The sequence below is a fragment of the Micromonospora sp. NPDC023633 genome (assembly GCF_040640035.1).
Taxonomy (GTDB): domain Bacteria; phylum Actinomycetota; class Actinomycetes; order Mycobacteriales; family Micromonosporaceae; genus Micromonospora.
In genome coordinates, this window is record NZ_JBFABB010000001.1 from 26,166 (window position 1) to 46,773 (window position 20,608).

At 70.2% G+C, this 20,608-nt stretch carries 19 protein-coding genes, 1 tRNA gene, 1 pseudogene and 1 riboswitch; of the genes and pseudogenes, 13 read left to right on the forward strand and 8 right to left on the reverse strand.

Annotated elements, in window-relative coordinates:
* Nucleotides 1-98: 98 nt before the first annotated feature.
* The 9 genes and pseudogenes from AB0G13_RS00150 to AB0G13_RS00190 all read left to right on the forward strand — a co-directional run bounded on the left by AB0G13_RS00150 (nt 99) and on the right by AB0G13_RS00190 (nt 6,875).
* A complete protein-coding gene (locus AB0G13_RS00150; RefSeq protein WP_357866582.1) occupies nt 99-899 on the forward strand; it encodes a DUF4184 family protein in 801 nt (266 codons plus the stop codon).
* A 740-nt stretch (nt 900-1,639) separates the two neighbouring features.
* The gene (locus tag AB0G13_RS00155) at nt 1,640-2,059 is read left to right on the forward strand and encodes a hypothetical protein (protein WP_357866585.1); all 420 of its coding nucleotides are present in this window, start codon (nt 1,640-1,642) and stop codon (nt 2,057-2,059) included.
* A gap of 234 nt (nt 2,060-2,293) precedes the next feature.
* A complete protein-coding gene (locus AB0G13_RS00160) occupies nt 2,294-2,452 on the forward strand; it encodes a hypothetical protein (RefSeq protein WP_357866588.1) in 159 nt (52 codons plus the stop codon).
* 190 nt (nt 2,453-2,642) lie between these two features.
* Nucleotides 2,643-2,960: pseudogene (locus AB0G13_RS00165) on the forward strand (transposase); the annotation flags it as partial.
* A 58-nt stretch (nt 2,961-3,018) separates the two neighbouring features.
* On the forward strand, nt 3,019-3,420 hold the full coding sequence (locus AB0G13_RS00170) for a PadR family transcriptional regulator (protein WP_357866591.1): 402 nt from the start codon (nt 3,019-3,021) through the stop codon (nt 3,418-3,420).
* Complete coding sequence (locus tag AB0G13_RS00175; RefSeq protein WP_357866593.1) at nt 3,395-4,054, forward strand: hypothetical protein; 660 nt, start codon at nt 3,395-3,397, stop codon at nt 4,052-4,054. The genes AB0G13_RS00170 and AB0G13_RS00175 overlap by 26 nt, the downstream gene beginning before the upstream one ends.
* Nucleotides 4,055-4,544: 490 nt before the next feature.
* Nucleotides 4,545-5,060, forward strand: a complete 516-nt coding sequence (locus AB0G13_RS00180; RefSeq protein WP_357866597.1) for a SigE family RNA polymerase sigma factor — start codon at nt 4,545-4,547, stop codon at nt 5,058-5,060.
* Nucleotides 5,057-6,055: a hypothetical protein gene (locus AB0G13_RS00185; RefSeq protein ID WP_357866599.1), complete on the forward strand. Its 999-nt coding sequence runs from the start codon at nt 5,057-5,059 to the stop codon at nt 6,053-6,055. The genes AB0G13_RS00180 and AB0G13_RS00185 overlap by 4 nt, the downstream gene beginning before the upstream one ends.
* A gap of 388 nt (nt 6,056-6,443) precedes the next feature.
* Nucleotides 6,444-6,875: a site-specific integrase gene (locus AB0G13_RS00190; RefSeq protein ID WP_357866602.1), complete on the forward strand. Its 432-nt coding sequence runs from the start codon at nt 6,444-6,446 to the stop codon at nt 6,873-6,875.
* Nucleotides 6,876-6,964: 89 nt separating this feature from the next.
* Here AB0G13_RS00190 and AB0G13_RS00195 read toward each other — a convergent pair.
* A tRNA-Gly gene (locus AB0G13_RS00195) sits at nt 6,965-7,038 on the reverse strand.
* Between the two features lie 348 nt (nt 7,039-7,386).
* Between AB0G13_RS00195 and AB0G13_RS00200 the strand changes: the two genes are divergently transcribed.
* Nucleotides 7,387-8,370: a zinc metalloprotease gene (locus AB0G13_RS00200; RefSeq protein ID WP_357866604.1), complete on the forward strand. Its 984-nt coding sequence runs from the start codon at nt 7,387-7,389 to the stop codon at nt 8,368-8,370.
* Between the two features lie 140 nt (nt 8,371-8,510).
* Here AB0G13_RS00200 and AB0G13_RS00205 read toward each other — a convergent pair whose 3' ends face one another.
* Complete coding sequence (locus tag AB0G13_RS00205) at nt 8,511-9,062, reverse strand: pyridoxamine 5'-phosphate oxidase family protein (RefSeq protein ID WP_357866607.1); 552 nt, start codon at nt 9,060-9,062, stop codon at nt 8,511-8,513.
* A gap of 78 nt (nt 9,063-9,140) precedes the next feature.
* On the opposite strand from AB0G13_RS00205, the gene dcd reads away from it, so the two are divergent.
* A complete protein-coding gene (gene dcd / locus AB0G13_RS00210) occupies nt 9,141-9,719 on the forward strand; it encodes a dCTP deaminase (protein WP_357866609.1) in 579 nt (192 codons plus the stop codon).
* 71 nt (nt 9,720-9,790) lie between these two features.
* Here the strand turns inward: dcd and AB0G13_RS00215 are convergent, their stop codons facing one another.
* Nucleotides 9,791-10,831, reverse strand: a complete 1,041-nt coding sequence (locus AB0G13_RS00215; RefSeq protein WP_357866612.1) for an NlpC/P60 family protein — start codon at nt 10,829-10,831, stop codon at nt 9,791-9,793.
* Between the two features lie 12 nt (nt 10,832-10,843).
* Nucleotides 10,844-10,978, reverse strand: a riboswitch (cyclic di-AMP (ydaO/yuaA leader).
* Between the two features lie 237 nt (nt 10,979-11,215).
* On the opposite strand from AB0G13_RS00215, the gene AB0G13_RS00220 reads away from it, so the two are divergent.
* A complete protein-coding gene (locus AB0G13_RS00220; RefSeq protein ID WP_357866614.1) occupies nt 11,216-13,237 on the forward strand; it encodes a peptidoglycan recognition family protein in 2,022 nt (673 codons plus the stop codon).
* Nucleotides 13,238-13,301: 64 nt separating this feature from the next.
* On the opposite strand, the gene AB0G13_RS00225 is transcribed toward AB0G13_RS00220, so the two are convergent.
* The 3 genes from AB0G13_RS00225 to AB0G13_RS00235 form a co-directional block, all read right to left on the reverse strand.
* A complete protein-coding gene (locus tag AB0G13_RS00225; RefSeq protein WP_357866616.1) occupies nt 13,302-14,300 on the reverse strand; it encodes an NlpC/P60 family protein in 999 nt (332 codons plus the stop codon).
* Nucleotides 14,301-14,444: 144 nt separating this feature from the next.
* Nucleotides 14,445-15,488, reverse strand: coding sequence for a hemolysin family protein (locus tag AB0G13_RS00230; protein WP_357866619.1), 1,044 nt, complete (start codon nt 15,486-15,488; stop codon nt 14,445-14,447).
* Nucleotides 15,481-16,794 (reverse strand): hemolysin family protein, encoded by a 1,314-nt coding sequence (locus tag AB0G13_RS00235; protein WP_357866879.1) that lies wholly within the window; start codon nt 16,792-16,794, stop codon nt 15,481-15,483. The genes AB0G13_RS00230 and AB0G13_RS00235 overlap by 8 nt, the downstream gene beginning before the upstream one ends.
* Nucleotides 16,795-16,917: 123 nt before the next feature.
* On the opposite strand from AB0G13_RS00235, the gene AB0G13_RS00240 reads away from it, so the two are divergent.
* Entirely contained in the window at nt 16,918-17,598 is a 681-nt protein-coding gene (locus AB0G13_RS00240; RefSeq protein ID WP_357866622.1) for a GPP34 family phosphoprotein, read from the forward strand.
* 61 nt (nt 17,599-17,659) lie between these two features.
* Here the strand turns inward: AB0G13_RS00240 and AB0G13_RS00245 are convergent, their stop codons facing one another.
* Together AB0G13_RS00245 and AB0G13_RS00250 are read right to left on the reverse strand one after the other, a co-directional pair.
* On the reverse strand, nt 17,660-19,855 hold the full coding sequence (locus AB0G13_RS00245) for a (Fe-S)-binding protein (RefSeq protein WP_357866882.1): 2,196 nt from the start codon (nt 19,853-19,855) through the stop codon (nt 17,660-17,662).
* 361 nt (nt 19,856-20,216) lie between these two features.
* Nucleotides 20,217-20,480, reverse strand: coding sequence for a cell division protein CrgA (locus AB0G13_RS00250; RefSeq protein ID WP_121397325.1), 264 nt, complete (start codon nt 20,478-20,480; stop codon nt 20,217-20,219).
* Between the last annotated feature and the right edge of the window lie 128 nt (nt 20,481-20,608).

Here is a 20,608-nt window from a genome sequence, read left to right on the forward strand (position 1 = left end):
CGGCACACGGTACGACAGCGGCCCCTACCGCGAGGGACGTCGAAAGGCCCGCCTGGGACTCGACGCCACTATCGACCCTCAGATGGGAAGATGCGCCGATGCCGCTCACCTTTCCGTCGCACCCGGGGGTGGTACTCCCGCTCAAGCTTTGGCGACCCCGATGGTTCGACGGTGTCGCGCTGACCACCGGGGCGGTCGCGCCCGACATCAGGTACGCCTTCGTCGGGATCGGACCGGAGTGGCAGAGCCACACCCTCACCGCGCTGGTGTGGTGGTGTCTGCCGGTGGCGCTGCTCGGCGCGTGGCTCGTCCGCGCCACCGTCGCGACCCTCGCCGCCCACCTGCCCCACCTCGGCCCGCTCGCGCTGCGCGACTACGGGGTGCTCGCAAAGGTGCGCCACCCCTGGCAGGTCACCGCCGGTTCGGCGCTGCTCGGCGCGGCCAGTCACATCGCCTGGGACCATCTGACCCACACCCAGGCGTGGCTGCGCATCGTCTTCGGCATCGACTGGGACCAGGTCAGCGACGTCGCCTGGTGGACCGTGTCCGACATTCCCAGCAGTCTGGTCGGCGCGCTGGTCACGCTCGCCGTCGCCGTCGCGGTCGGCCGCCGCGGGCTCCTTCGCGCCTGGCACGGCAACCCACCGCCGGTCCCCACCCGCCCGAGGTTGTTCTGGTCCGTCGCGGGAGCAGCCGCGATCATCGGGTACGCCCTGACCCCGCTTCTGCCAGCCAACGAGCTGCCATGGGCGACTACGGTACGGCTGCTGTGTGTCACGGCCGGGGCGCTACTCATCGCCGCAGTAGCGGTAAACGCAACGGCCGCTGGGACCGACCCCACTGACACAGGCACGGTGGCGCGTAGGAGCCGTTCGGAATTGCCGCCCTCGTCGCTCTAGCGGGCTCTGTCAGCGCTGGGTGACTGGCGGATCTCCGCGTCGTCAGTATCGAGGACGCTGACGGTGAGAGCTAGCGGGTCTTCGCGTCGGGCAGTCGCAGGCCGTCCAGCCTTCCGGCGACGGAAACCAGGTGGAGCGCCCTACCGAACGGATGGCCTTGGGAGGCTGGTAGCCGTTGACCTTGGAACGTCGAAGGCCCCGGCTGGACTCGCGTCCTGGCCGGGGCCTCGATCGTGGAGCGGGTGACGGGAATCGAACCCGCGCTGTCAGCTTGGGAATTGCCGATGTGGGGCTGGCTGCTGGGCTGGCGGCCTGGTCGGCTCGGTCCTCAGTGGCCTGGTGTGCTCCTGGCTGGCCTACGCCAATGGCACGCTAATGGCACGTCGGTCAGGCGCTACCCGGTGGCGAGCCGCGTAGCGGCGCGGCAGCGATCGCCCCGCCCTCGATGTCGGCCAGCCACTCCCGCGATCGTCACGACATACCTTGGGCATGCTCTGCATCAGCGACCTACGCATTACGAGATCAAAATGCCCGCGCCGCCGACCTGGCCATACGGGGGTCTAGCAGCGGAAACGCTTCTCGACATCTCACAACGCTTTCGCGCTGCCCGTCGATCTCTTGCGGACTGAATGCGGACCGCCCCGGGTAGGGCGGTCCGAAGCGTCAGCTTGCACCGTAGGGCGCGCGAGGCGTCGAGATGACTGCTTGTGGCGGCGAACAAGACCGCCTACCCTGCGGCGATGACGACCAACGTGAGCACCTCGGCGACACCCCGCCGAACTCCGCCAGGCCATCGTGCCGCCAAACTGCTGATATTCGGGCAGGCGCTGGTTGTCGGCAGCTACTTCTTACTCGCCTTCATCCCGTACTTCATTCATGGGCTTAACCGTGAGGAGAGGTGGGACGGGTCGCACGACCCCAAGGACCTCTTTCCAATGAAGTACACCACTAACTTGCTACCGATTCTCGATGTGCTGCTCGGCCCGTTCATTGCAGGTCTGTTTGCCCTATGCGGGCTGGTCCTGCTCGCCGCGCGGTGGGCAGCCCTTCCTCCATGGATGCGGACCGCCCTGCTTATCTGCGCAGCCGGTACTGCAGCCTTCATCGTCGTGAATATGGTTGAAGTCGGCGCTGGCGTCAGGAGATGGGTGCTGGACTGACCATTCCTGCCACTGGCTGCAAGCAGCATTGACGCATTCAAGGCGGATCTCCTCGTCGGGCAGTCGTGGCAACCTCAACAAGGTCATCGGCTCGTCGACGGCGATCGGCAAGCTCGGCGTGCCGGGTCTTCACTTCCACGATCTGCGGCACACCGGCAACACGATCGCGGCGCGAACCGGGCGAGCACCCGGGAACTGATGGCGCGGATGGGCCATGACTCACCACAGGCGGCCATGATCTACCAGCACGCCACCTCGGAGGCGGATCGGGCCATCGCCCAGGCGGTGAGCGACGCGGTGAAGGCCGAGCGGAAGAAGGCCAGGAAGGCGGCGGCCGGCCCGTCGGACAAGCCGAAGGCCAAGGGCAAGAAGGCGGGCAAGAAGCGTGCCTAGGGCCTGTATCGAAGTCATTGCCAGGGCTTGAGCTGGCTTGAGGATCTTCGCGTGTCGGAGATCGAGATACGGCGAGGTCTCCGGTAGATGGTTTAACGACCAAGAAAAACCGGAGACCACCGGAGACCTCGTGGACACCCTAGCGGTGACGAGGCGGTTCGACCTGACTGACGTGCAGCACACCACCACCGGCCGCCCGAGAACCCGACCGGACCGGGTCTTGGCCGACAAGGCGTACACGTCGAAAGCGAACCGGCAGTATCTGCGCCAGCGGGGCATCGCCGCGACGATCCCGAGCAAGGCCGACCAGGACGCCCACCGGCGGGCCAAGGGATCCAAGGGCGGCCGGCCACCAGCCTTCGACCCGCACGTCTACCAGCAACGTCACGCCGTGGAGTGCGGCATCAACCGGCTCAAACGCAACCGCGCCGTGGCCACCCGCTTCGACAAGCTGGCCGTCCGGTACGAGGCAACCATCCACCTCGCCGCCATCAACGAGTGGCTATGACCGGCTTCTAACGAAGACCTACTAGACGACGCATAGTACCGACCGTACTATGTGGCGCATGATAGCGGCAGCAGGTGGGTCGGATGTCGCTTCCGAGCGGCAGGCCCAGCTACTGCGCGGCTGCCTGGACATGTGCTTGCTTGCGCTGCTTGCCGGCGAGCCGGCGCACGGCTACGAACTCGTCCGCCGACTCGACACCGCCGGATTCGGAACGGTGAGCTACGGCACCGTCTACCCGTTGATCACCCGACTGCACCGATTGGGGCTCATCGCCAACGCGCTGCACCCCAGTCCCAACGGCCCACCCCGCAAGGTTTATCGGCTCACCGATACCGGCCACGATCGGCTGCGTGCTTGGCGCGAGCAGTGGGTTCAGTTCGCCAGCGTCGTGAACGCAACCCTAGTAGTCCGTCCACCGAATCCAGGAGACGACCATGAGCACGTCGACGTCGGCCGTTGACAACATCCTCGCCGCCGCAGACCGCGAGTGGCGCGCTCTCGGCATTCACCGTCGCGACCGGGTGACTCTCGCGGCCGACCTCCGCGCCGAGCTTGAGGCAGCCGCCGCCGACGGGCTCAATCCCGCAGAACTTCTCGGCGCTGACCCTACCGAGTTCACCCTGCGAATTGCCGAGGAAGCCGGCGTGGAGCGCACCCCGCCGCGGTACGGCCAGGTACTCGGCGTTGCGACCGCGGGCGCGATGCTCTCCCTCGTCGTCGGCTACCTCGTGGTCATTAGCCTGCACCAGGCATTCGTGGCGGCATTCGACCTGCCGCGAAGCGTGCACGTGCCGTTGTGGCTTGCCGCTGGTGTCTTCTACGGCGGCGTCGCAGCGGTTGTCGTCGCCGGCGCCGTCCTCGCCGTACGCATCGCCCTACGAGACGCGCCCCACATCCGACACACTACGGCGCGAATGACACTGCTGCTGCCACCCGCTATCGCAGCCGCGATCGCCACTGCGACCGCATTCGCCTGGTCGCTCAACTTCCCGCTCACCCCACTGGCGATCGTGGCCGAGGCGGCGATCGTCCTCGCTGCCTTCCTTGCAGCAACGGCACTGGCCCGCCGCTGGTCTGTGACGGCGGCAGGGTAATCCAGCCAGCACAACGGTCATAGTCTGAGCCAATCCTGCGCGTGACCCCATAAGAAATGCTGTGATCGACTTCGACACAGGCCCTAGTGGCCCGTGGATGGCCCGCCGGGTGCTCGTGGCCCGAGCAACGTCGAAGGCCCTGGCCGGGACTAGTGTCCTGACCAGGGCCTTTCGCGTGGAGCGGGTGACGGGAATCGAACCCGCACTGTCAGCTTGGGAACCGTACAAGATCCGCTGACAACCGACGCTGCTGCCAGCTCGGCAACCCTTCGCGCGGCCTGGAGTGACCTAGAGCGGCCAGGCGTAATGGCCCGCTAATGGCCCGACCAGCCTAGGAGGGGGCACAGTGCTCGCCTCAATGGCGGGTGCCACGGTGGTACCCGGGCCCTGACGTGCGGCTGCCCCGCCTTGGAGGGGGATTGCTGTCGTCACCGGCGGCCAGACAGGGGGAACCATCGGGCAGGTCCAGGACCCTTAGCTAGGTATGGGCTTGCTTCGCAGAGCGGAACCCGCCGGCTACGAGGACTTCGTCGCCAGCCGGTACCGAGAGATCGTTCGCTTCGGCGCGCTGTTGACCGGTGACGGCCGGCTGGGCGAGGACCTCGCCCAGGAGGGCCTGATCGCGGCCTATCGGTCGTGGCATCGGTTGTGCGTGCCGGACGGGCGACCGGAGGCGTACGTCCGGCAGGTAATGGTCCGTACCGCGATGCGGGCCAGGCGCCGGCGCTGGCGCGGCGAGGTGCCGACCGAGGAGCTGCCGGATGCGTCCCGTCGTGGCTTCGCGGATCAGTCGGATCTCAGCGTGCAAGTGCTCGCCAGTCTGCGCCGGCTGCCCGCTGACCAGCGGGTGGTGCTCGTGTTGCGGTTCTGGGCCGACGCCTCCGAGGCCGAGGTGGCGCAGACCCTCGGTGTTGCGGTGGGAACGGTCAAGAGCCGCACATCGCGTGCCCTGGCGGCGTTGCGCGCCAGTGGCCTATTCGTCGAATCTTCCAAGGAGACTCCGTGAATCCCACTCACGTCAGCGAACTACTCGAACGCGCAGCCGCCTCCGTGACGCCGGCCGAGACCGATCCCATCTCCCGGCTGGTCAGCCTCGGGCGGCGCAGCGTGCAGCGCCGCCACGCCTGGGGAACTGCCGGCGCCAGCGCTGTCGCCGCCGCGGTCGCGGCCGTCGTGGCCCTGTCCTTCGCAACGGCGCCCCCGGACCGGCACGAGGCCGCCGGATCGCCCGAGACCACGGTGAGCCTGGATGGCCTGTCCGTTGCCGTCCCGGAGGGCTGGCGAACGAGCAACGTCACGACCTTCGACACCTGCAACGCCGAGCCACACACCGTCTACCTCGCCGAGCGTCGCGGACCGGGCCGCCCAAGAGGTGGCGTTCCTGGCCAACCCGTGGCTGCACCATCCAAGTGCAAGTCAGAAGGTCAAGCGTGGATCGCTCTCGTGCGGGACGCCTTCCCCCTGTACGTCAACCCGGACCGGCTGGTGGTCAAGGACGAGCAATTACTCCAAGTCGTGCAGGCAATCGAGCCCATATCGATGTACCGCGCCTTCAATGAGGAGTCCTTGGCGACGGGAGTCTTCATCTCGGGCGACGAGAAGGGTCGCGAGCAGCTACTCAAGCGCGTCACCTGGCCCGCCGGCCCGCTGGCTCCACCCTCCGGCGGCCTGGCGTTGCCCGACCGCATCACCAGCGCCGTCACCGAGGACGCGGGCCCGATGGTGACCGCGATGGACGCCAAGACGCTGACCCAGATCCGGACAAGACTCACCGAGCTGCGCGACCCCGTACCCGCCGGTGAGGAATGCACCCTGCAAATGCCCGGTGCGGTCGGAATCGCCCTCAACGGCGTCACGGTGGTGCTGGGTGACGCGACCTGCCCGCAGGCGATCTCGACCGGTGGTGGTCGCGTCCGGGTCCCGGCCGGGCTGGGCAAGGAGCTGCTCGACCTCATCGTGGCGAGTGACCGCGCTGCGGCCGAGCGTGCCACCAAGGATTGACCGAACTCTTCCTGCCCGTCGGCGTGAGACCTCGGAGGTCGGCCCCTGACCGGTAGATTGATCCGCCGGTCAGGGGCCAGAGCTGATAGCACGCTACGGGCAAGTCGCGTAAGCCCAAGGCCGAGAAGTACCTGTCGCTGGTCAAGGCTCAGATGATGCGGGGCGAGTGATCGATCCTGAGCGCGGCAAGATCCGGCTACGCGACTACGCCGAGCGGTGGATTACCGAACGGCCGAACCTGCGGCCCCGGACCGTGCACCTGTATCGCTGGACCCTGGGCAGGCACATCACGCCGCATCGTCGAGCACCGGGGTAGCGGCCTGATCCTCGGCCCGCCAAAGTCGCGGGCCGGCGTGCGGACCGTGGCCCTTCCAAGGCGGCACTACCTGTGCTGAAACAGCACATGGGCAGTCACGTCGGCGAGGCACCCGAGGCGTTCGTGTTCACCGGCGAGAGCGGCCGGAACCTCTGGCGCGGCAACTTCAACAAGCTGGTCAAGTGGCCCGGGGCGGTCGCCGCCGTGGGTGTTCCCGGGCTGCACTTCCACGACCTGCGGCACCTCGGCAACACCCTCGCGTCGCGGGCACCAGGTGCGAGCCTGCGCGACATTATGGCGCGGATCGGGCACGACAGCCCGCGTGCCGCGCTGAGCTGCCAGCACGCCAACCGGGAGGCCGACCAGGGCATCGCCGACGCGATCGACAAGACGGCGAAGACCAAGGGCGAGACCAAGCCGGCCGGCGGAGGAAAGCAGGCCCGGAAGCGCAACGGCGACGACCCAGACGAGGGTACGGCTGGCGCCCTGGTTGGCCGACGCTAATGGCACGTTATTGGCACGCGGCGTGATCGTTGACCTTGCAACATCGAAGACCCTGACCGGGACTCACGTCCTGATCAGGGCCTTCATGTTGGAGCGGGTGACGGGAATCGAACCCGCACTGTCAGCTTGGGAAGCTGATGTTCTGCCATTGAACTACACCCGCAGGCGGCACCACTGTACCTGAGTCGACACGCCGGTGCACCCAGGTACCCCTCCGACGCGCGCGCCGGCCGGATCACCGCCCATGATCACCTCACCTCGTCCCCACCCGGGCGGCCCGCGCCGGCACACCCGAACATCGACCCGCAGAGCCGACCGCGCGGCCCGATGCGGACTCGGAGTCGCCCCCCCATCGCCGTGCGTCGATCACGAAACACCGCCGCCAGGAAAAAGTTCCACCGCGGCAACATATGGGCGTTCTCAAATCCTTCGATCGGTTGTAACGTCTGCCCAACGTTCTCAGCCACGGCGTGACATACCCCCTGTCGCGCCGCCAGAAAGAGGTGGGCCCATGGGACTCCGTCCCAACCTGCTGACCCGGCGTACGGCCGGCGTCGCGTCGACGACCCTCGCGCTGCTGCTCAGCACCGCCGCCGTGGGCGTCGTACCCGCCGCTTCGGCCTTCTCCGCCGCTCCGACCGAGGTCTGCGCCGAGCCGGCCGACGTCCACTCGGACGCCCGCGTCAAGCCGGGCGGCGAGGCCAAGCACGAGCCGAACGAGCTGACCCTCGCGGAGACCCGCGAGCGCGAGGCCGACCTGGCCGCCGCGCTGCGCGAGCGGGCGCGGTTCCGGACCGGTGCCGGCGCCTCCACGATGGCCACCGTCACCGTCCCGGTAGTGGTGCACGTGATCCAGCGAGACAGCACCCGGGCCGGCGGCAACATCCCCGACTCGATGATCAACTCGCAGATCAGCGTGCTGAACCAGTCGTTCAGCGGGGCGACCGGCGGCGCGTCCACCGCGTTCAGCTTCCAGCTCCAGACGATCAACCGGGTGACGAACCCGTCCTGGTACCCGATCGTGCAGGGCTCCTCGGCGGAGCGGTCGATGAAGACCTCGCTGCGTACGGGCGGCAAGAACACCCTCAACATCTACCTGGGCGAGCTGAGCGACAGCCTGCTCGGCTGGGCTACCTTCCCGACCCGGAAGCTCAACAGCATGGACGGCGTCGTCGTGCTGAGCGAGTCGCTGCCGGGCGGCACCGCCACCAACTACAACCAGGGCGACACGGGCACCCACGAGGTCGGCCACTGGCTGAACCTCTACCACACCTTCCAGGGCGGCTGCTCCGGCTCGGGCGACAGCGTCGACGACACGGCGGCCGAGGCCTCGCCGGCCTACCAGTGCCCGACCGGGCGGGACACCTGCACCGCCCCGGGCACCGACCCGATCACGAACTTCATGGACTACAGCTACGACTCCTGCATGTACCAGTTCACCGCCGGGCAGGCCAGCCGCATGCTGACCGCCTGGAACGCGTACCGCGCGGCGTAGTTCCGCCGTACGACCCATCGGTGCCGGCCTCGCTCGACGGGGCCGGCACCGGCGTCTGTGCGTGCCGGGTGGGCGTGCCCGCGGACGGGCGGGCGGTGTGGCGCCCCGGAGGGGGACGGCCCGGGGCGCCACACCGCGTCTCAGGCGGCCGGGCGGGCGGCGTGGCCGCCGACGCTCCCCGACCGGGTCTCGGGCACCACGGCGGTGCCGGCGGCGGCCGCGTGGGGATCGAGCCACACCTGGACGGCGGGCCGGCCGTGCCCCTCGCCGGCACCGCCCGCGACGCCGGACTCGCGGCGGGCCAGCATCGCCACGTCGACGGTGAACTCGAAGACCCGCCAGTCGACCTGCGGCGCGGCCCGGTGGCTGCGGGCCAGCCGGGCGACCCGGGCCGGGTCGGTCACCGGCCGGGCGTGGCCAGCGACGTAGGCCTCGTCGTCGCTCTCCTCCGGCGGAAAGGAGTGCAGCGCGTAGCGACCGTCGCGCTCCAGGTCGCGCCGCTTGGGCGAGTCGACGACGAAGCAGAAGAGCCCCTCGTCGGTGATCACCGGGGAGACCGGGTGCACCCTGGGACCGCCGTCGGCGCGGACGGTGGCCAGGTAGCCGAAGCCCGGCCCGTACTGCTGCATGAGGAGGCGGATCCCGTCGGCGAGGCGGGGCTCGTCGGCGGCGAATTCGGACCAGGAAGCCATGCCGACATTCTATCGAACAACTGTACGAAGACGCACTCCGACACGCAGGTCACGCTCATCGCTCGCTAAGGTGTGCGGATGCTGCTCTCCGACCGCGACCTGGCCTCCGAGATCGAGGCGGGGACGCTCGCGCTGGAGCCGTTCGAGCCCGCGCTGGTGCAACCGTCCAGCATCGACGTACGCCTGGACAATCTCTTCCGGGTCTTCAACAACCACCTCTACACCCACATCGACCCCGCGCAGCAGCAGGACGACCTCACGTCGAAGGTCGAGGTGCCGGAGGGCGAGCCGTACGTGCTGCATCCGGGCGAGTTCGTGCTCGCCTCGACGCTGGAGGTCATCTCCCTCGGCGACCAGCTCGCCGGCCGCCTGGAGGGCAAGTCGAGCCTGGGCCGGCTGGGCCTGCTCACCCACTCCACGGCGGGCTTCATCGACCCGGGCTTCTCCGGCCACGTGACCCTCGAGCTGTCGAACGTGGCCAACCTGCCGATCACCCTCTGGCCGGGCATGAAGATCGGCCAGCTCTGCATCTTCCGGCTCTCGTCGCCGGCGCAGCACCCGTACGGCTCGGCCGTCTACGGCTCGCGCTACCAGGGCCAGCGCGGGCCGACCCCGAGCCGCTCCTGGCAGCACTGGCGCACCTGGCCAACCCGCTGACCCGGGCGCCGGCCGTCGGGAGGGGCCCTCCCGTGCCGCACGCGCCAGGAAAGGGGGCCCGTCCCCGCACGTCAGCCGGGCCGCCCGTAACTGTGGATCGGGCCGTCGTCGACCTTCTTCATCTTGATCGGCACCCCGGCACGGGAGGCGTGCACCACCCAGCCCCCGCCGACGTACATGCCGACGTGGTGCAGGTCGCTGTAGTAGAAGACGAGGTCACCCGGGCGCAGCTCGCCCCGGCTGACGGTCGCGGTGGCCCGGCGCTGCTGCGCGGCGTTGTGCGGCAGCGAGACCCCGGCCTTCGCCCAGGCGGCGAGCATCAGCCCGGAGCAGTCGTACGAGTTCGGCCCCTCGGCGCCCCAGACGTAGGGCTTGCCGATCTGGGCGCAGGCGAACTTCACGGCGGTGCCGGCCGCGCCGCCGGGGTAGCCGGCCGGGCAGGGGGCGGGGCGCAGCGGCCCGCCGCCGCCGTTGCCGTAGATCCGCAGCCGCAGCTTCTGCAACCGGTCGATCTCGGCGTTGATCTGCTTCTTCTTCGCCGCGAGCTGGGCCTCGGTGCGGCTGAGCTGGACGACCATCTCGTCCAGCGGCGCCTTCTTCCCGGCAAGCCGGTCGCGCAGCTCGGCGACCTGCCGCACGTCCTGCTGCTGGTGCTGGGCGAACCGGTCGAGCAGTTCGAGCTGCCCGAGCATCTCGCTCGGCGAGCGGCTGCCCAGCAGGGCGTTGACGGCGGAGACGTTCTCGCCCTTGTAGGCGCGGGCGGCCAGCGCGCCCACCTTCTCCATCGCCTGGTCGACCCGCTTCTCCAGCGGCCTGATCTGCGCGGCGAGGGCGTCGGCCTGCTTCCGCCTGGCGGCCAGGTCCTGTCGGGTGGCGTTGTGCCGTTCGATGATCGGTTCGAGCTTGTTCCAGTCCTCGTCGATCTGCCGCTCGATCTCGGCGACCGTCGGTTCGGCGTGGGCCGCCGTGGCGCCGCCGGTCAGGACGACGGCGAACGCGGCCAGGGCGGCGAGGGCGGTGGTGCAGCGGTACCAGCGTGGGCGCGGCGCAGCCGTCGCCGGGTCGGCGAGGGCCGACCGGGTCGACGGTGGCCGCGGGGCATGGTGTGCCACCGGGCTCCGTACTCCTTCTTCCGTACCGCCTACCGGGTTAGCTGACGGGTTCGGGCGGGAAGGGGCGCCCTACCGCAGGGACTGCGGATTCACCCCGGGGAACCTGGGTCCCCGGCTCGCTCGGGAGCGACTCGGCGGTGTCGGACCGTCACCGCCCTGGTTGGACGGGTTGTCACCGGCCGACGAAGGACCAGAGTAGAGACGACCGTTATCGATCCGCAACCCTCCGGGCGGTGACACTCCGTACTCGTCCGGGGCGGCGAATCCGCGACTCGGACGGCGAAAGTTTCCTTCCTTTTGAAGTGTCCACCGGAAAGGTATTGACCCGAGGCGGCGGACGGGGCGAAGGTGGCCCCATCTTTGCCCGTCCGAACTGGGGGTCTGATGCACCTGTCAGCGACATCAAGGAGCAGACGCGTCCTGCTGGCCGCGGCCGTGGCCGCCGCCCTGGCGGCGACGCCGCTCACCGCCGCCGGATCCGCCGCCGCCTCGCCGGCGACCGACCGGCAGCAGCAGTACGCCGCCGCGGCGGCCGAGTACGGCGTGCCCGAGAGCGTCCTGCTCGGGGTCTCCTACCTGCAGTCCCGCTGGGACACCAACGCCGGCACGCCGAGCACCAGCGGCGGCTACGGACCCATGCACCTGACCGACGCCGAGCACGTCGCCGCCCTGTCCGGTGGCACCCACCACGACGAGGGCACCGAGGACCCGCGCGGCGACGACTCCCGCCGGTCCCTGGCCGAGGCGCACGAGCCGCCGGCCGCTCCGCCTCCCGACGAGGCGGCGCTCCGGACGCTCGACGCCGCCGCGGAGCTGACCGGCGCCAGCGAGGAGGCGCTGCGGACGGACGTCACGGCGAACATCCGGGGCGGCGCGGCGCTGCTGGCCGCGTACCAGAAGGAGATCGGCGCCCCGGTCGGCGCCGGCACCGACCCGGCGGCCTGGTACGGCGCGGTGGCCCGGTACTCCGGCGCGGACAGCGCCGACGCTGCGGCGGCCTTCGCCAACGAGGTGTACGCCACCATCGCCGCGGGCGACAGCCGGCTGACCGACGACGGGCAGCGGGTCACGCTGACCGGCGTCGCGGTCCAGCCGGATCGCTCCTGGCTGGACCGGCTGCACCTGCGCAAGCTCGCGCGGCCCGACGGGCTGGAGTGCCCGAGCGACATCTCCTGCGAGTGGATCCCGGCGCCGTACCAGAACTACGGCCCCACGATCGAGGACTACGGCAACCACGACCTGGCCGACCGGCCCGCGCAGCAGAAGATCGAATACATCATCATCCACGACACCGAGGGCTACTTCGGGCCGAGCGTCAACCTGGTCAAGGACCCGAAGCGGGTGGGCTGGCACTACACCCTGCGCTCGGTGGACGGCCACATCGCCCAGCACATCAAGACCAAGAACGTCGGCTGGCACGCTGGCAACTGGTACGTGAACTCCAAGTCGATCGGCCTGGAGCACGAGGGCTTCGCCGGGCACGGCACCTGGTACACCGAGGCGATGTACCGCACCTCCGCCAAGCTGGTCCGCCACCTGGCGCGGCAGTACAACATCCCGCTGGACCGGCAGCACATCATCGGGCACGACAACATCCCCGGCACCGTCGCCTCGACCGTGCGCGGCATGCACTGGGACCCGGGCCCGTACTGGAACTGGTCGCACTACTTCGACCTGCTCAAGGCGCCGTTCAAGTCGACCGGCACGCACCACACGGGCCTGGTCACCATCGACCCGGACTTCGCCACCAACCAGCCGCAGTTCACCGGCTGCAACCGGCAGCCTCCGGGCGTGCCGAACCCGGTTCCGCCGGTGGCGCCCTGCCCGCTGCGCGGCTCGTCCGCGCTGCCCCTGCACAACGCCCCGAGCCACGACGCGCCGCTGGTCAACGACATCGCGCTGCGGCCCGACGGCACCCCGAACACCATGTACATCTCCGACCACGGCGCCCGTGTCTCGGCCGGACAGACGTACGCCGTGGCCGAGGTGCGGGGCGACTGGACCGCGATCTGGTACCTCGGCCAGAAGTCGTGGTTCCACAACCCCGCCTCAGCGCCGACCGCGAAGTGGGCCGTCGGCCTGGTCGCCACCCCGAAGGCCGGCAAGACCACCATCCCGGTGTACGGCCGGGCGTACCCGGAACAGGCGGCGTACCCGGCCGGCGTGCCGTACCAGCCGATCTCGCCCCTGCAGTACACCCTCTCGGCCGGTGAGCGGTACGCCGTCGGCGACGTGCTCCCCGGCGAGTACTACCGGGCCGTCACGTTCGACGGTTCCGCCCCGCACGACCGGACGGTCGTCCGCGGCGACAACAAGTACGTGCAGATCCAGTTCGGTCACCGGGTCATGTTCGTCAACCTGGACGACGTGAACCTGGTGCCGTCCCCGCTGGACGCACCCCGCTGATCCCACCGCACGACGAGGGCCCCCGGTCGATCCGACCGGGGGCCCTCTCGTTGCGTGCTGCGGATCAGCCGGGCCTGCGGAACCCGGCCACCGGCATGGTGTTGATGCTGGAGACGTTGACCGGCTTGCCGGCCCGGGGCGCGTGCACCATCTTGTCGTTGCCGAGGTAGAGGCCGACGTGGTGCAGGTCGCTGAAGAAGAAGACCAGGTCACCGGGGCGCGCCTCGGAGCGCGGGATGGCCTTGCCCTCGTTCCACTGCGCACCGGTGAAGTGCGTCAGGTGGATTCCCGCCGCCTTGTAGGCGAACTGGGTCAGGCCGGAGCAGTCGAACGAGTTCGGACCGGTGGCACCCCAGACGTACGGGTCGCCGACCTGCGCGCAGGCCGTCCGGATCGCGGTCCGGGCCGCCTCGCTGACCACGCCGTTGATGGTCGGGCAGTTCTCCGTCTTGACGGTCGTCACCGGGATCGACGCCTCGAGCTTCTTGATGTCGGCGTCGATCTGCTTCTTCTTCGCCGCCAGGTCGTTCTGCTGCTTCGTCTGCGAGGCGATCAGCGTGTCGAGCTTCTGCTTCTCCGCGTCGAACTTCTCGCGGACCTTGGTCACGCCTTCGAGCTGCTTACGCTCCTGGGCGGCCAGTCGGTCGAGGAGGGTCAACTGCTCGGTCAGCGTGTGGGGCTTGGCGCTGACCAGCAGCGCACCGATCTCCTGGGACGGACCGGTGATGTAGTAACGGGAGGCGAGGGCGCCGACCCGGTCCATCGCCAGCTCGCTCTCCAGCGCCAACGGCTGGATCTTCTTCTGCAGGTCCTTCGACTTCTTGAGGTTGACCTTCAGCTGCGCCCGCACCTTGTTGTACTGCTCGATGGTGGGCTCGAGCTGCTCCCACTTCTTGTCGATCGCGGCCTCGATCTCGTCGACCGAGGGCTCGGCGTGGGCGGGCGCGGCCAGCATGCCGGCGCCGACCACCGCTGCGGCGACCAGGGTGAGCAGACGGTGGGCGACCCTACGCAGGCCACCCGGACGAGCAGATCGTCCCGGTGCGTGACGATGAGGGGGCATGGTTGCCACCGGCACCGACTCCTTTTGCAACCCGGCCGCTTGGCGCCTCGCGCGAGGGAAGAGGGGCGAGACAGACGACCCACAGCGGCCGGTGCCCAACATTAGGGAAGGCCGGCAGCGGAATCAAGGCGACCGAGGTTCACTTCACGCCTGCGCAACCGCTTGCGTACCAAGGGTGTCGGCCCGCCGACCAACGATTGCGGTCAATACGTCGTCGAGCGTGACCACGCCGAGAGGACGACGGCCGTCGCTGACCAGCACCATGTGCCGCCGCTCCCGGCGCATCGACAGCAGCAGGTCGGCGAGCGTACGGTCCGGCGGCACCACCGCCAACGGCCGGTAGACGTCCGCCGGCACGGGGGCCCGCCGGCTCGCGCCCGCGTACCCGAGCACGTCCTTGACGTGCACGAAGCCGAGCACCCGGCGGGTGGAGCGCTGCACCACCGGGAAGCGGGACCGGCCCGTCCGGGTGGCCAGCACCTCCAGCGAGGCGGGCGAGACGTCCTCGGCCACCGTGGTCACCGTGGACCACGGTTGCAGGGCGTCGGCGGCGGTCCGGCTGTGCAACGCGAGCGCACCCGTGATCCGGGCGTGCTCCTCCGCGTCGAGCAGCCCCTCCGTACGCGCCTGCGACACCAGCCCGGCCAGTTCCTCGGCGGTGAAGACCGTCTTCACCGCCTCGGTGGCCTCGATCCGCCACAGTCCCAGCACCCGGCGCGACGCCCACTTCATCGCCACCAGCAGCGGCTTGGTGGCCAGGCAGAACGCCAGCATCGCCGGCCCCAGCCAGAGCGCCGACGGCTCCGGCCCGGCCAGCGTGATGTTCTTCGGCACCATCTCGCCGACCACGGTGTGCAGGAAGACCACCACGCCGAGGGCCAGCACGAAGGCCACCGGGTGGACCACCCCCTCCGGCAGCCGCACCGCGCGGAACGCCGGCTCCAGCAGGTGCGCGAGGGCGGGCTCGGCGATCGCGCCCAGCCCCAGCGAGCAGATGGTGATGCCGAGCTGCGCCCCGGCGATCATGAGCGGGATCTGGTTCATCGCCGACAACGCCCAGCGGGCCCGCTTCGAGCCGGCCGCCAACGGCTCGACCACCGTGCGCCGGGACGCGATCAGCGCGAACTCGCTGCCCACGAAGAACGCGTTGCCGAGCAGCAGCGCGACCGTGACCAACAGCTCAGGCATCGCCGTCCGGCTCCTCGGGACGGACCACCCGGACCTGCTCGATCCGGTGCCGCTCGACCTCCACGACGGTGAACTCGAAGCCCGACTCGTCGACCGTCTCGCCCGCCAGCGGGATGTGCCCCAGCCGGGCCATCAGGAACCCGGCGAGCGTCTCGTACGGCCCCTCGGGCAGCCGGAAGCCGGTCTGCTCCGCCAGCTCGTCGGAGCGCAGCACCCCGTCGACGAGGACCGTCCGCTCCCCGCCCGGCACGGTCAGCTCGGCCGGGTCGACGTCGTCCACCGCGTCCGGGTCGAACTCGTCGGCGATCTCCCCGACCAGCTCCTCCACGAGGTCCTCCGTGGTGACCACGCCGTCGGTGCCGCCGTACTCGTCGACGACGATGGCGAGGTCGGCACCCGCGCTGCCGAGCGCGGCGAGCACGCCGTCGAGGTCCAGGCTCTCCGGCACGTACACCGGCTCGCGGGCCACCGACCCGACCGTGGTCGAGCCGCGCAGGGCCAGCGGCACGCCCAGCGCGTCGGGCACCCCGGCGACGCCGGTCACCAGGTCGAGGGTCTCCTCGTAGACCGGGAACCGGGTCCGCCCGGTCTGGCGGGACAACGCCAGCAGCTCCGCCACGGTGGCGGTGGCCCGCAGCGCGACGACGTCGACCCGCGGGGTCATCGCCTCGGCGGCCCGCTTGTCGCCGAACCGGATGGTCCGGCGCAGCAGCATGGCGGTGTCCGGCGGCAGCGCCCCGGCCCGCGCCGAGATGGCCGCCAGCAGCCCCAGTTCCTCCGGCGAGCGGGCGCTGGCCAGCTCCTCCTGCGGCTCGACGCCGAGCAGCCGGACCAGGCGGTTCGCCGAGTCGTTCAGCGCCCGGATCAGCCAGCCGCAGGCGCGGGAGAAGGCGCGCATCGGGCCGGCGGTCGCGAGCGCGGTGGGCATCGGCCGGGCCAGCGCGAGGTTCTTCGGCACCAGTTCGCCGAAGAGCATGGAGAGCAGGGTGGCCAGGGCCAGGGCGAGGAACGGGGTGAACCGGCCGGCGGCGTCCCCGGCGACCGGGCGCAGCAGCGGGGTGAAGAGACGGGCCAGGGCGGGCTCGGCCAGGTAGCCCGTGAGCAGTGCGGTGAGGGTGATGCCGAGCTGCGCCCCGGAGAGCTGGAAGGAGAGTTCCCGCAGCGCCCGGCGTACGGTCGCGGCCCGGCCGTCGCCCGCCGCCGCCCGCCGCTCGATCTCGGGCCGGTCCACCGTGACCAGGGCGAACTCGGCCGCGACGAAGAACGCGTTGCCGCCGGTCAGCAGCACGAAGCCGACCAGGGGCAGCACCGTGGTCAGCAGCAGGCCATCGATGGTCGTCTCACCTCGGCGAGATTCTCGCACGGGCGGCGGACCCGGGTCACGGGCGAGAGACCCGCCGGTCTCGCGGGGCCGGGCTACCGTCGGGACATGGCCCCGCTCACTCTCGCCCACGAACTCGCCCTGCTCGGTTACGACGACGCGGGCGTCAACCGGCTCGGCCGGCCCACGCTCGACTACGGCCTGGCCGGCGCCCTGCTGCTGGAGCTGGCCCTCGCCGGTCGGGTCGAGATCGCCGACGACCGGCTGGTGGTGAGCGACCCGACCCCCGTCGGCCAGCGGCAGCTCGACGACGCGCTGGCCCGGATCGCCGCCGACCCGAAGCGGCACAAGCCGAGCGACTGGATCAGCCGGCTCGCCAAGGACCTGCCCGAGCAGGTGCTGGACGGGCTGGTCACCGCCGGCGTGCTCCGGCGCGACTCCGACAAGGTGCTGTGGGTCTTCCCGCGTACCCGCTATCCGTCCTCCACCGGCGCGGAGCCGGCGGTGGAGACGCAGGCCCGGCAGCGGATGGTCGCCGCCGTGGCCGGGGACGGCCCGGTGGACGCGCGGACGGCCGCCCTCATCGGCCTCGCCCAGGCCGTCGGCCTGGACCGCAAGCTCTTCGCGGAGCTGCCGAAACAGCACGTCAAGCGCCGGCTGACCGAGATCGCCGCCGGTGACTGGGCGTCTTCCGCCACGCGGAAGGCCATCGAGGAGACCCAGGCCGCCGTGCTGATCGCCACCACCACGGCGACCACGGTCGCCATCGTGACCACCACGGCCACCTGAACGACGACGGGCGGCGGCACCGGGGGGTGCCGCCGCCCGTCGGGCGTCGCAGGGGTACGCGTCAGCCGGCGACCGGCGCCCGCTCGATGTCGCCCGGCGCCTGCTCGGGCTTGACCGACCGGAGCAGCACGCTGGCCACGTCGACGACCTCGACCTGCTCGCCGGCGCCCTTGCCGTTCACCCCGTCGTTGAGCATCGTCGAGCAGAACGGGCAGCCGACGGCGACCGTCTTCGCCCCGGTGGCCATGGCCTCCTCGACCCGGTCCACGTTGATCCGCTTGCCGATCTTCTCCTCCATCCACATCCGGGCGCCACCGGCGCCGCAGCAGAAGGAGCGCTCGCTGTTGCGGGGCATCTCGGTGAGCTCGCCGGAGATGGCGGTCCCCAGCACCTCGCGCGGCGGGGCGAAGACCCGGTTGTGCCGGCCCAGGTAGCAGGGGTCGTGGTAGGTCACGCCGCCGTCGACCGGCTGCACCGGGGTGAGCTTGCCGGTGGCGACCAGGTGGGCCAGGAGCTGGGTGTGGTGGACCACCTCGAACTCGCCGCCGAGCTGGCCGTACTCGTTGCCCAGGGTGTTGAAGCAGTGCGGGCAGGTGGCGACGATCTTCCGCTTGCTCTTCTCCCGGCCCTCGAACGCCTCGTTGAGGGTCTCGACGTTCTGCTGGGCGAGCATCTGGAAGACGAACTCGTTGCCGATCCGGCGGGCCGGGTCGCCGGAGCAGGTCTCGCCCTCGCCGAGGATCGCGAACTTCACGCCCGCCTCGTTGAGCAGCGTGGCGACCGCCCGGGTGGTCTTCTTGGCCCGGTCCTCGAACGCGCCGGCGCAGCCGACCCAGAAGAGGTACTCGAAGTCGTCGACCTCGCCGACCCGCGGCACCTCGAAGTCCAGGCCCTTGGTCCAGTCCTCGCGGGTGTTCTGCGGGGCGCCCCACGGGTTGCCCTTGTTCTCCAGGTTGCGCAGCATCACGCCGGCCTCCGACGGGAAGCTCGACTCGATGAGCACCTGGTAGCGGCGCATGTCGACGATGTGGTCGACGTGCTCGATGTCGACCGGGCACTGCTCGACGCAGGCGCCGCAGGTCGTGCAGGACCAGAGCACGTCCGGGTCGATGATGCCGCCTTCCTCGGCGGTGCCGATCAGCGGCCTGTCGGCCTCGGCGAGCGCGAGGACGTCCATGTGGGCGAGCTGGGCGGCGGTCGCCTTCTCCTCGCCGGTGAGGTCCTTGCCCCCGCCGGCCAGCAGGTACGGCGCCTTGGCGTACGCGTGGTCGCGCAGGCTCAGCACCAGCAGCTTCGGCGACAGCGGCTTGCCGGTGTTCCAGGCCGGGCACTGCGACTGGCAGCGGCCGCACTCGGTGCAGGTGCTGAAGTCCAGCAGGCCCTTCCAGGTGAACTGCTCGACCTGGGCGACGCCGAACTGGTCCTTCTCCGGGTCCGCCTCCTCGAAGTCCAGCGGCTTGCCCTGGCTCGTCATGGGGCGCAGCGCCCCGAGGCCGGAGACGTTGGCGCCCGGGTCGCGCTTGAAGAAGATGTTGAAGAACGCCAGGAAGCGGTGCCACGCGACGCCCATGGTGACGTTCAGCGAGATCACGATGAGCCAGGTCATCGAGATGGCGATCTTGATGAGCGCGGCGACGCTGACGCCGGTCTCCCAGTTCGGCAGCACCCCGCCGACGGCGTGGCTGAGCGGGGCGGCCCAGACCGGGTACTCGAAGTGGTCGGTGGCGACCTTGAAGCCCCGGATGACGAAGCCCATGATCAGCACCGCGAGGACCACGGCCTCGACGAAGTAGCCCTGCCACATGGTGGAGCCGGTGAACCGGGAGCGGCCGCCCGGCCGGGTCGGCCGGTTGCGGACGCGGATCGCGATCAGCACCAGGATGCTGACGATGCCCAGGATGCCGATCAGCTCGGTCACCGCGCCGTAGAGCGCCCAGCCGCCGACCAGCGGCAGCCCGCCGGTCGGGGAGACGACCTCGAAGTACGCCTCCAGCACCAGCAGCGACAGCACGATGAAACCGACCATCACGAACCAGTGCGCCGCACCCACCACGCTCCAGCGGAGCATGCGGGTGTGGCCGGCGGTCTCCGCCAGCATGGTCTTCGTGCGGGTGCCCTTGTCGCCGAAGCGGGTCGGGTCCGGCTGACCCAGCCGGATGACGGCCACCATCTTCATGACCGCGCGTACCGCAAGCCACACCGCCACGGCGGTGATGGCGAACGCGAGGATCGTGGTGACGATCTGGACGCTGCCCATCGAGTTGGCCTCCCCGGTCTGCTGCCTGTCGAGCGGGCTCGGCGACCGGGGCCGGGTCAGGGCACGATCGGCGAGCCGCAGCTGCCGCACCCTCGACCGGACCGGCCGATGACCTCGCTCCGCTCGGTCATGCAGTGCAGCTTACGCGCAAGGTTACCCAGCAGTAACGTGAGTCATCTCGCACCCGGGCCGCGCCGCCCTGCGCACACCATAGGGCGCAGGCCCCCGAACCGCCGGGTAGGGGCTCCACTGAGTGACATGGATTGCCGCGACACCGGCTCGGGGGCCGGTGCCGCGGTCGACGGCAGGGCTGATCGCGCCCAGGGGCCCGCCGCCGGGCCGGCGGCGGGGTGCCGGGGGCTCAGCGCCAGCGGGAGAGCAGGATCAGGGAGGCGACCATGGCGCCGAAGCCCACCGCGAGGTTCCAGTAACCCCACGACATGACCGGGTACTCCTGCTCGGAGAGGTAGTAGACCACCAGCCAGCCGATGCCGAAAACGATGAGGGCGACCGCCGAGACCGGGAGCCAGACCGGGCTAGGCTTGCGCGTCGCCGCCGTCGCCGTCGGACGGACGTCCGTCGGCGGGGTGTACACCTTCTTCTTGCGAACCTGAGACTTGGGCACGACGCTCTCCAGAGGGGTTACGACCTCGTCCGGCCTGACAACCGGGCGCGGGGGCGACGGTCCATGGCCAATAATGTTCGACAGCTAGCGTAGTCCCGAAGGCGCGTCCAATCCACGAATGGGGCGAG

What these genes read in the sequence shown, in the direction of transcription:
- AB0G13_RS00205 (WP_357866607.1), bottom strand. Translation starts at nt 9,062, where the DNA reads ATGGCTTCCTGGTCCGAATTCGCCGCCGACGAGCCCCGCCTCGCCGAC.
- AB0G13_RS00170 (WP_357866591.1), top strand. Translation starts at nt 3,019, where the DNA reads ATGATAGCGGCAGCAGGTGGGTCGGATGTCGCTTCCGAGCGGCAGGCC.
- AB0G13_RS00160 (WP_357866588.1), top strand. Translation starts at nt 2,294, where the DNA reads ATGATCTACCAGCACGCCACCTCGGAGGCGGATCGGGCCATCGCCCAG.
- AB0G13_RS00175 (WP_357866593.1), top strand. Translation starts at nt 3,395, where the DNA reads ATGAGCACGTCGACGTCGGCCGTTGACAACATCCTCGCCGCCGCAGAC.
- AB0G13_RS00220 (WP_357866614.1), top strand. Translation starts at nt 11,216, where the DNA reads ATGCACCTGTCAGCGACATCAAGGAGCAGACGCGTCCTGCTGGCCGCG.
- AB0G13_RS00155 (WP_357866585.1), top strand. Translation starts at nt 1,640, where the DNA reads ATGACGACCAACGTGAGCACCTCGGCGACACCCCGCCGAACTCCGCCA.
- AB0G13_RS00240 (WP_357866622.1), top strand. Translation starts at nt 16,918, where the DNA reads ATGGCCCCGCTCACTCTCGCCCACGAACTCGCCCTGCTCGGTTACGAC.
- AB0G13_RS00150 (WP_357866582.1), top strand. Translation starts at nt 99, where the DNA reads ATGCCGCTCACCTTTCCGTCGCACCCGGGGGTGGTACTCCCGCTCAAG.
- dcd (WP_357866609.1), top strand. Translation starts at nt 9,141, where the DNA reads ATGCTGCTCTCCGACCGCGACCTGGCCTCCGAGATCGAGGCGGGGACG.
- AB0G13_RS00245 (WP_357866882.1), bottom strand. Translation starts at nt 19,855, where the DNA reads ATGGGCAGCGTCCAGATCGTCACCACGATCCTCGCGTTCGCCATCACC.
- AB0G13_RS00230 (WP_357866619.1), bottom strand. Translation starts at nt 15,488, where the DNA reads ATGCCTGAGCTGTTGGTCACGGTCGCGCTGCTGCTCGGCAACGCGTTC.
- AB0G13_RS00200 (WP_357866604.1), top strand. Translation starts at nt 7,387, where the DNA reads ATGGGACTCCGTCCCAACCTGCTGACCCGGCGTACGGCCGGCGTCGCG.
- AB0G13_RS00225 (WP_357866616.1), bottom strand. Translation starts at nt 14,300, where the DNA reads ATGCCCCCTCATCGTCACGCACCGGGACGATCTGCTCGTCCGGGTGGC.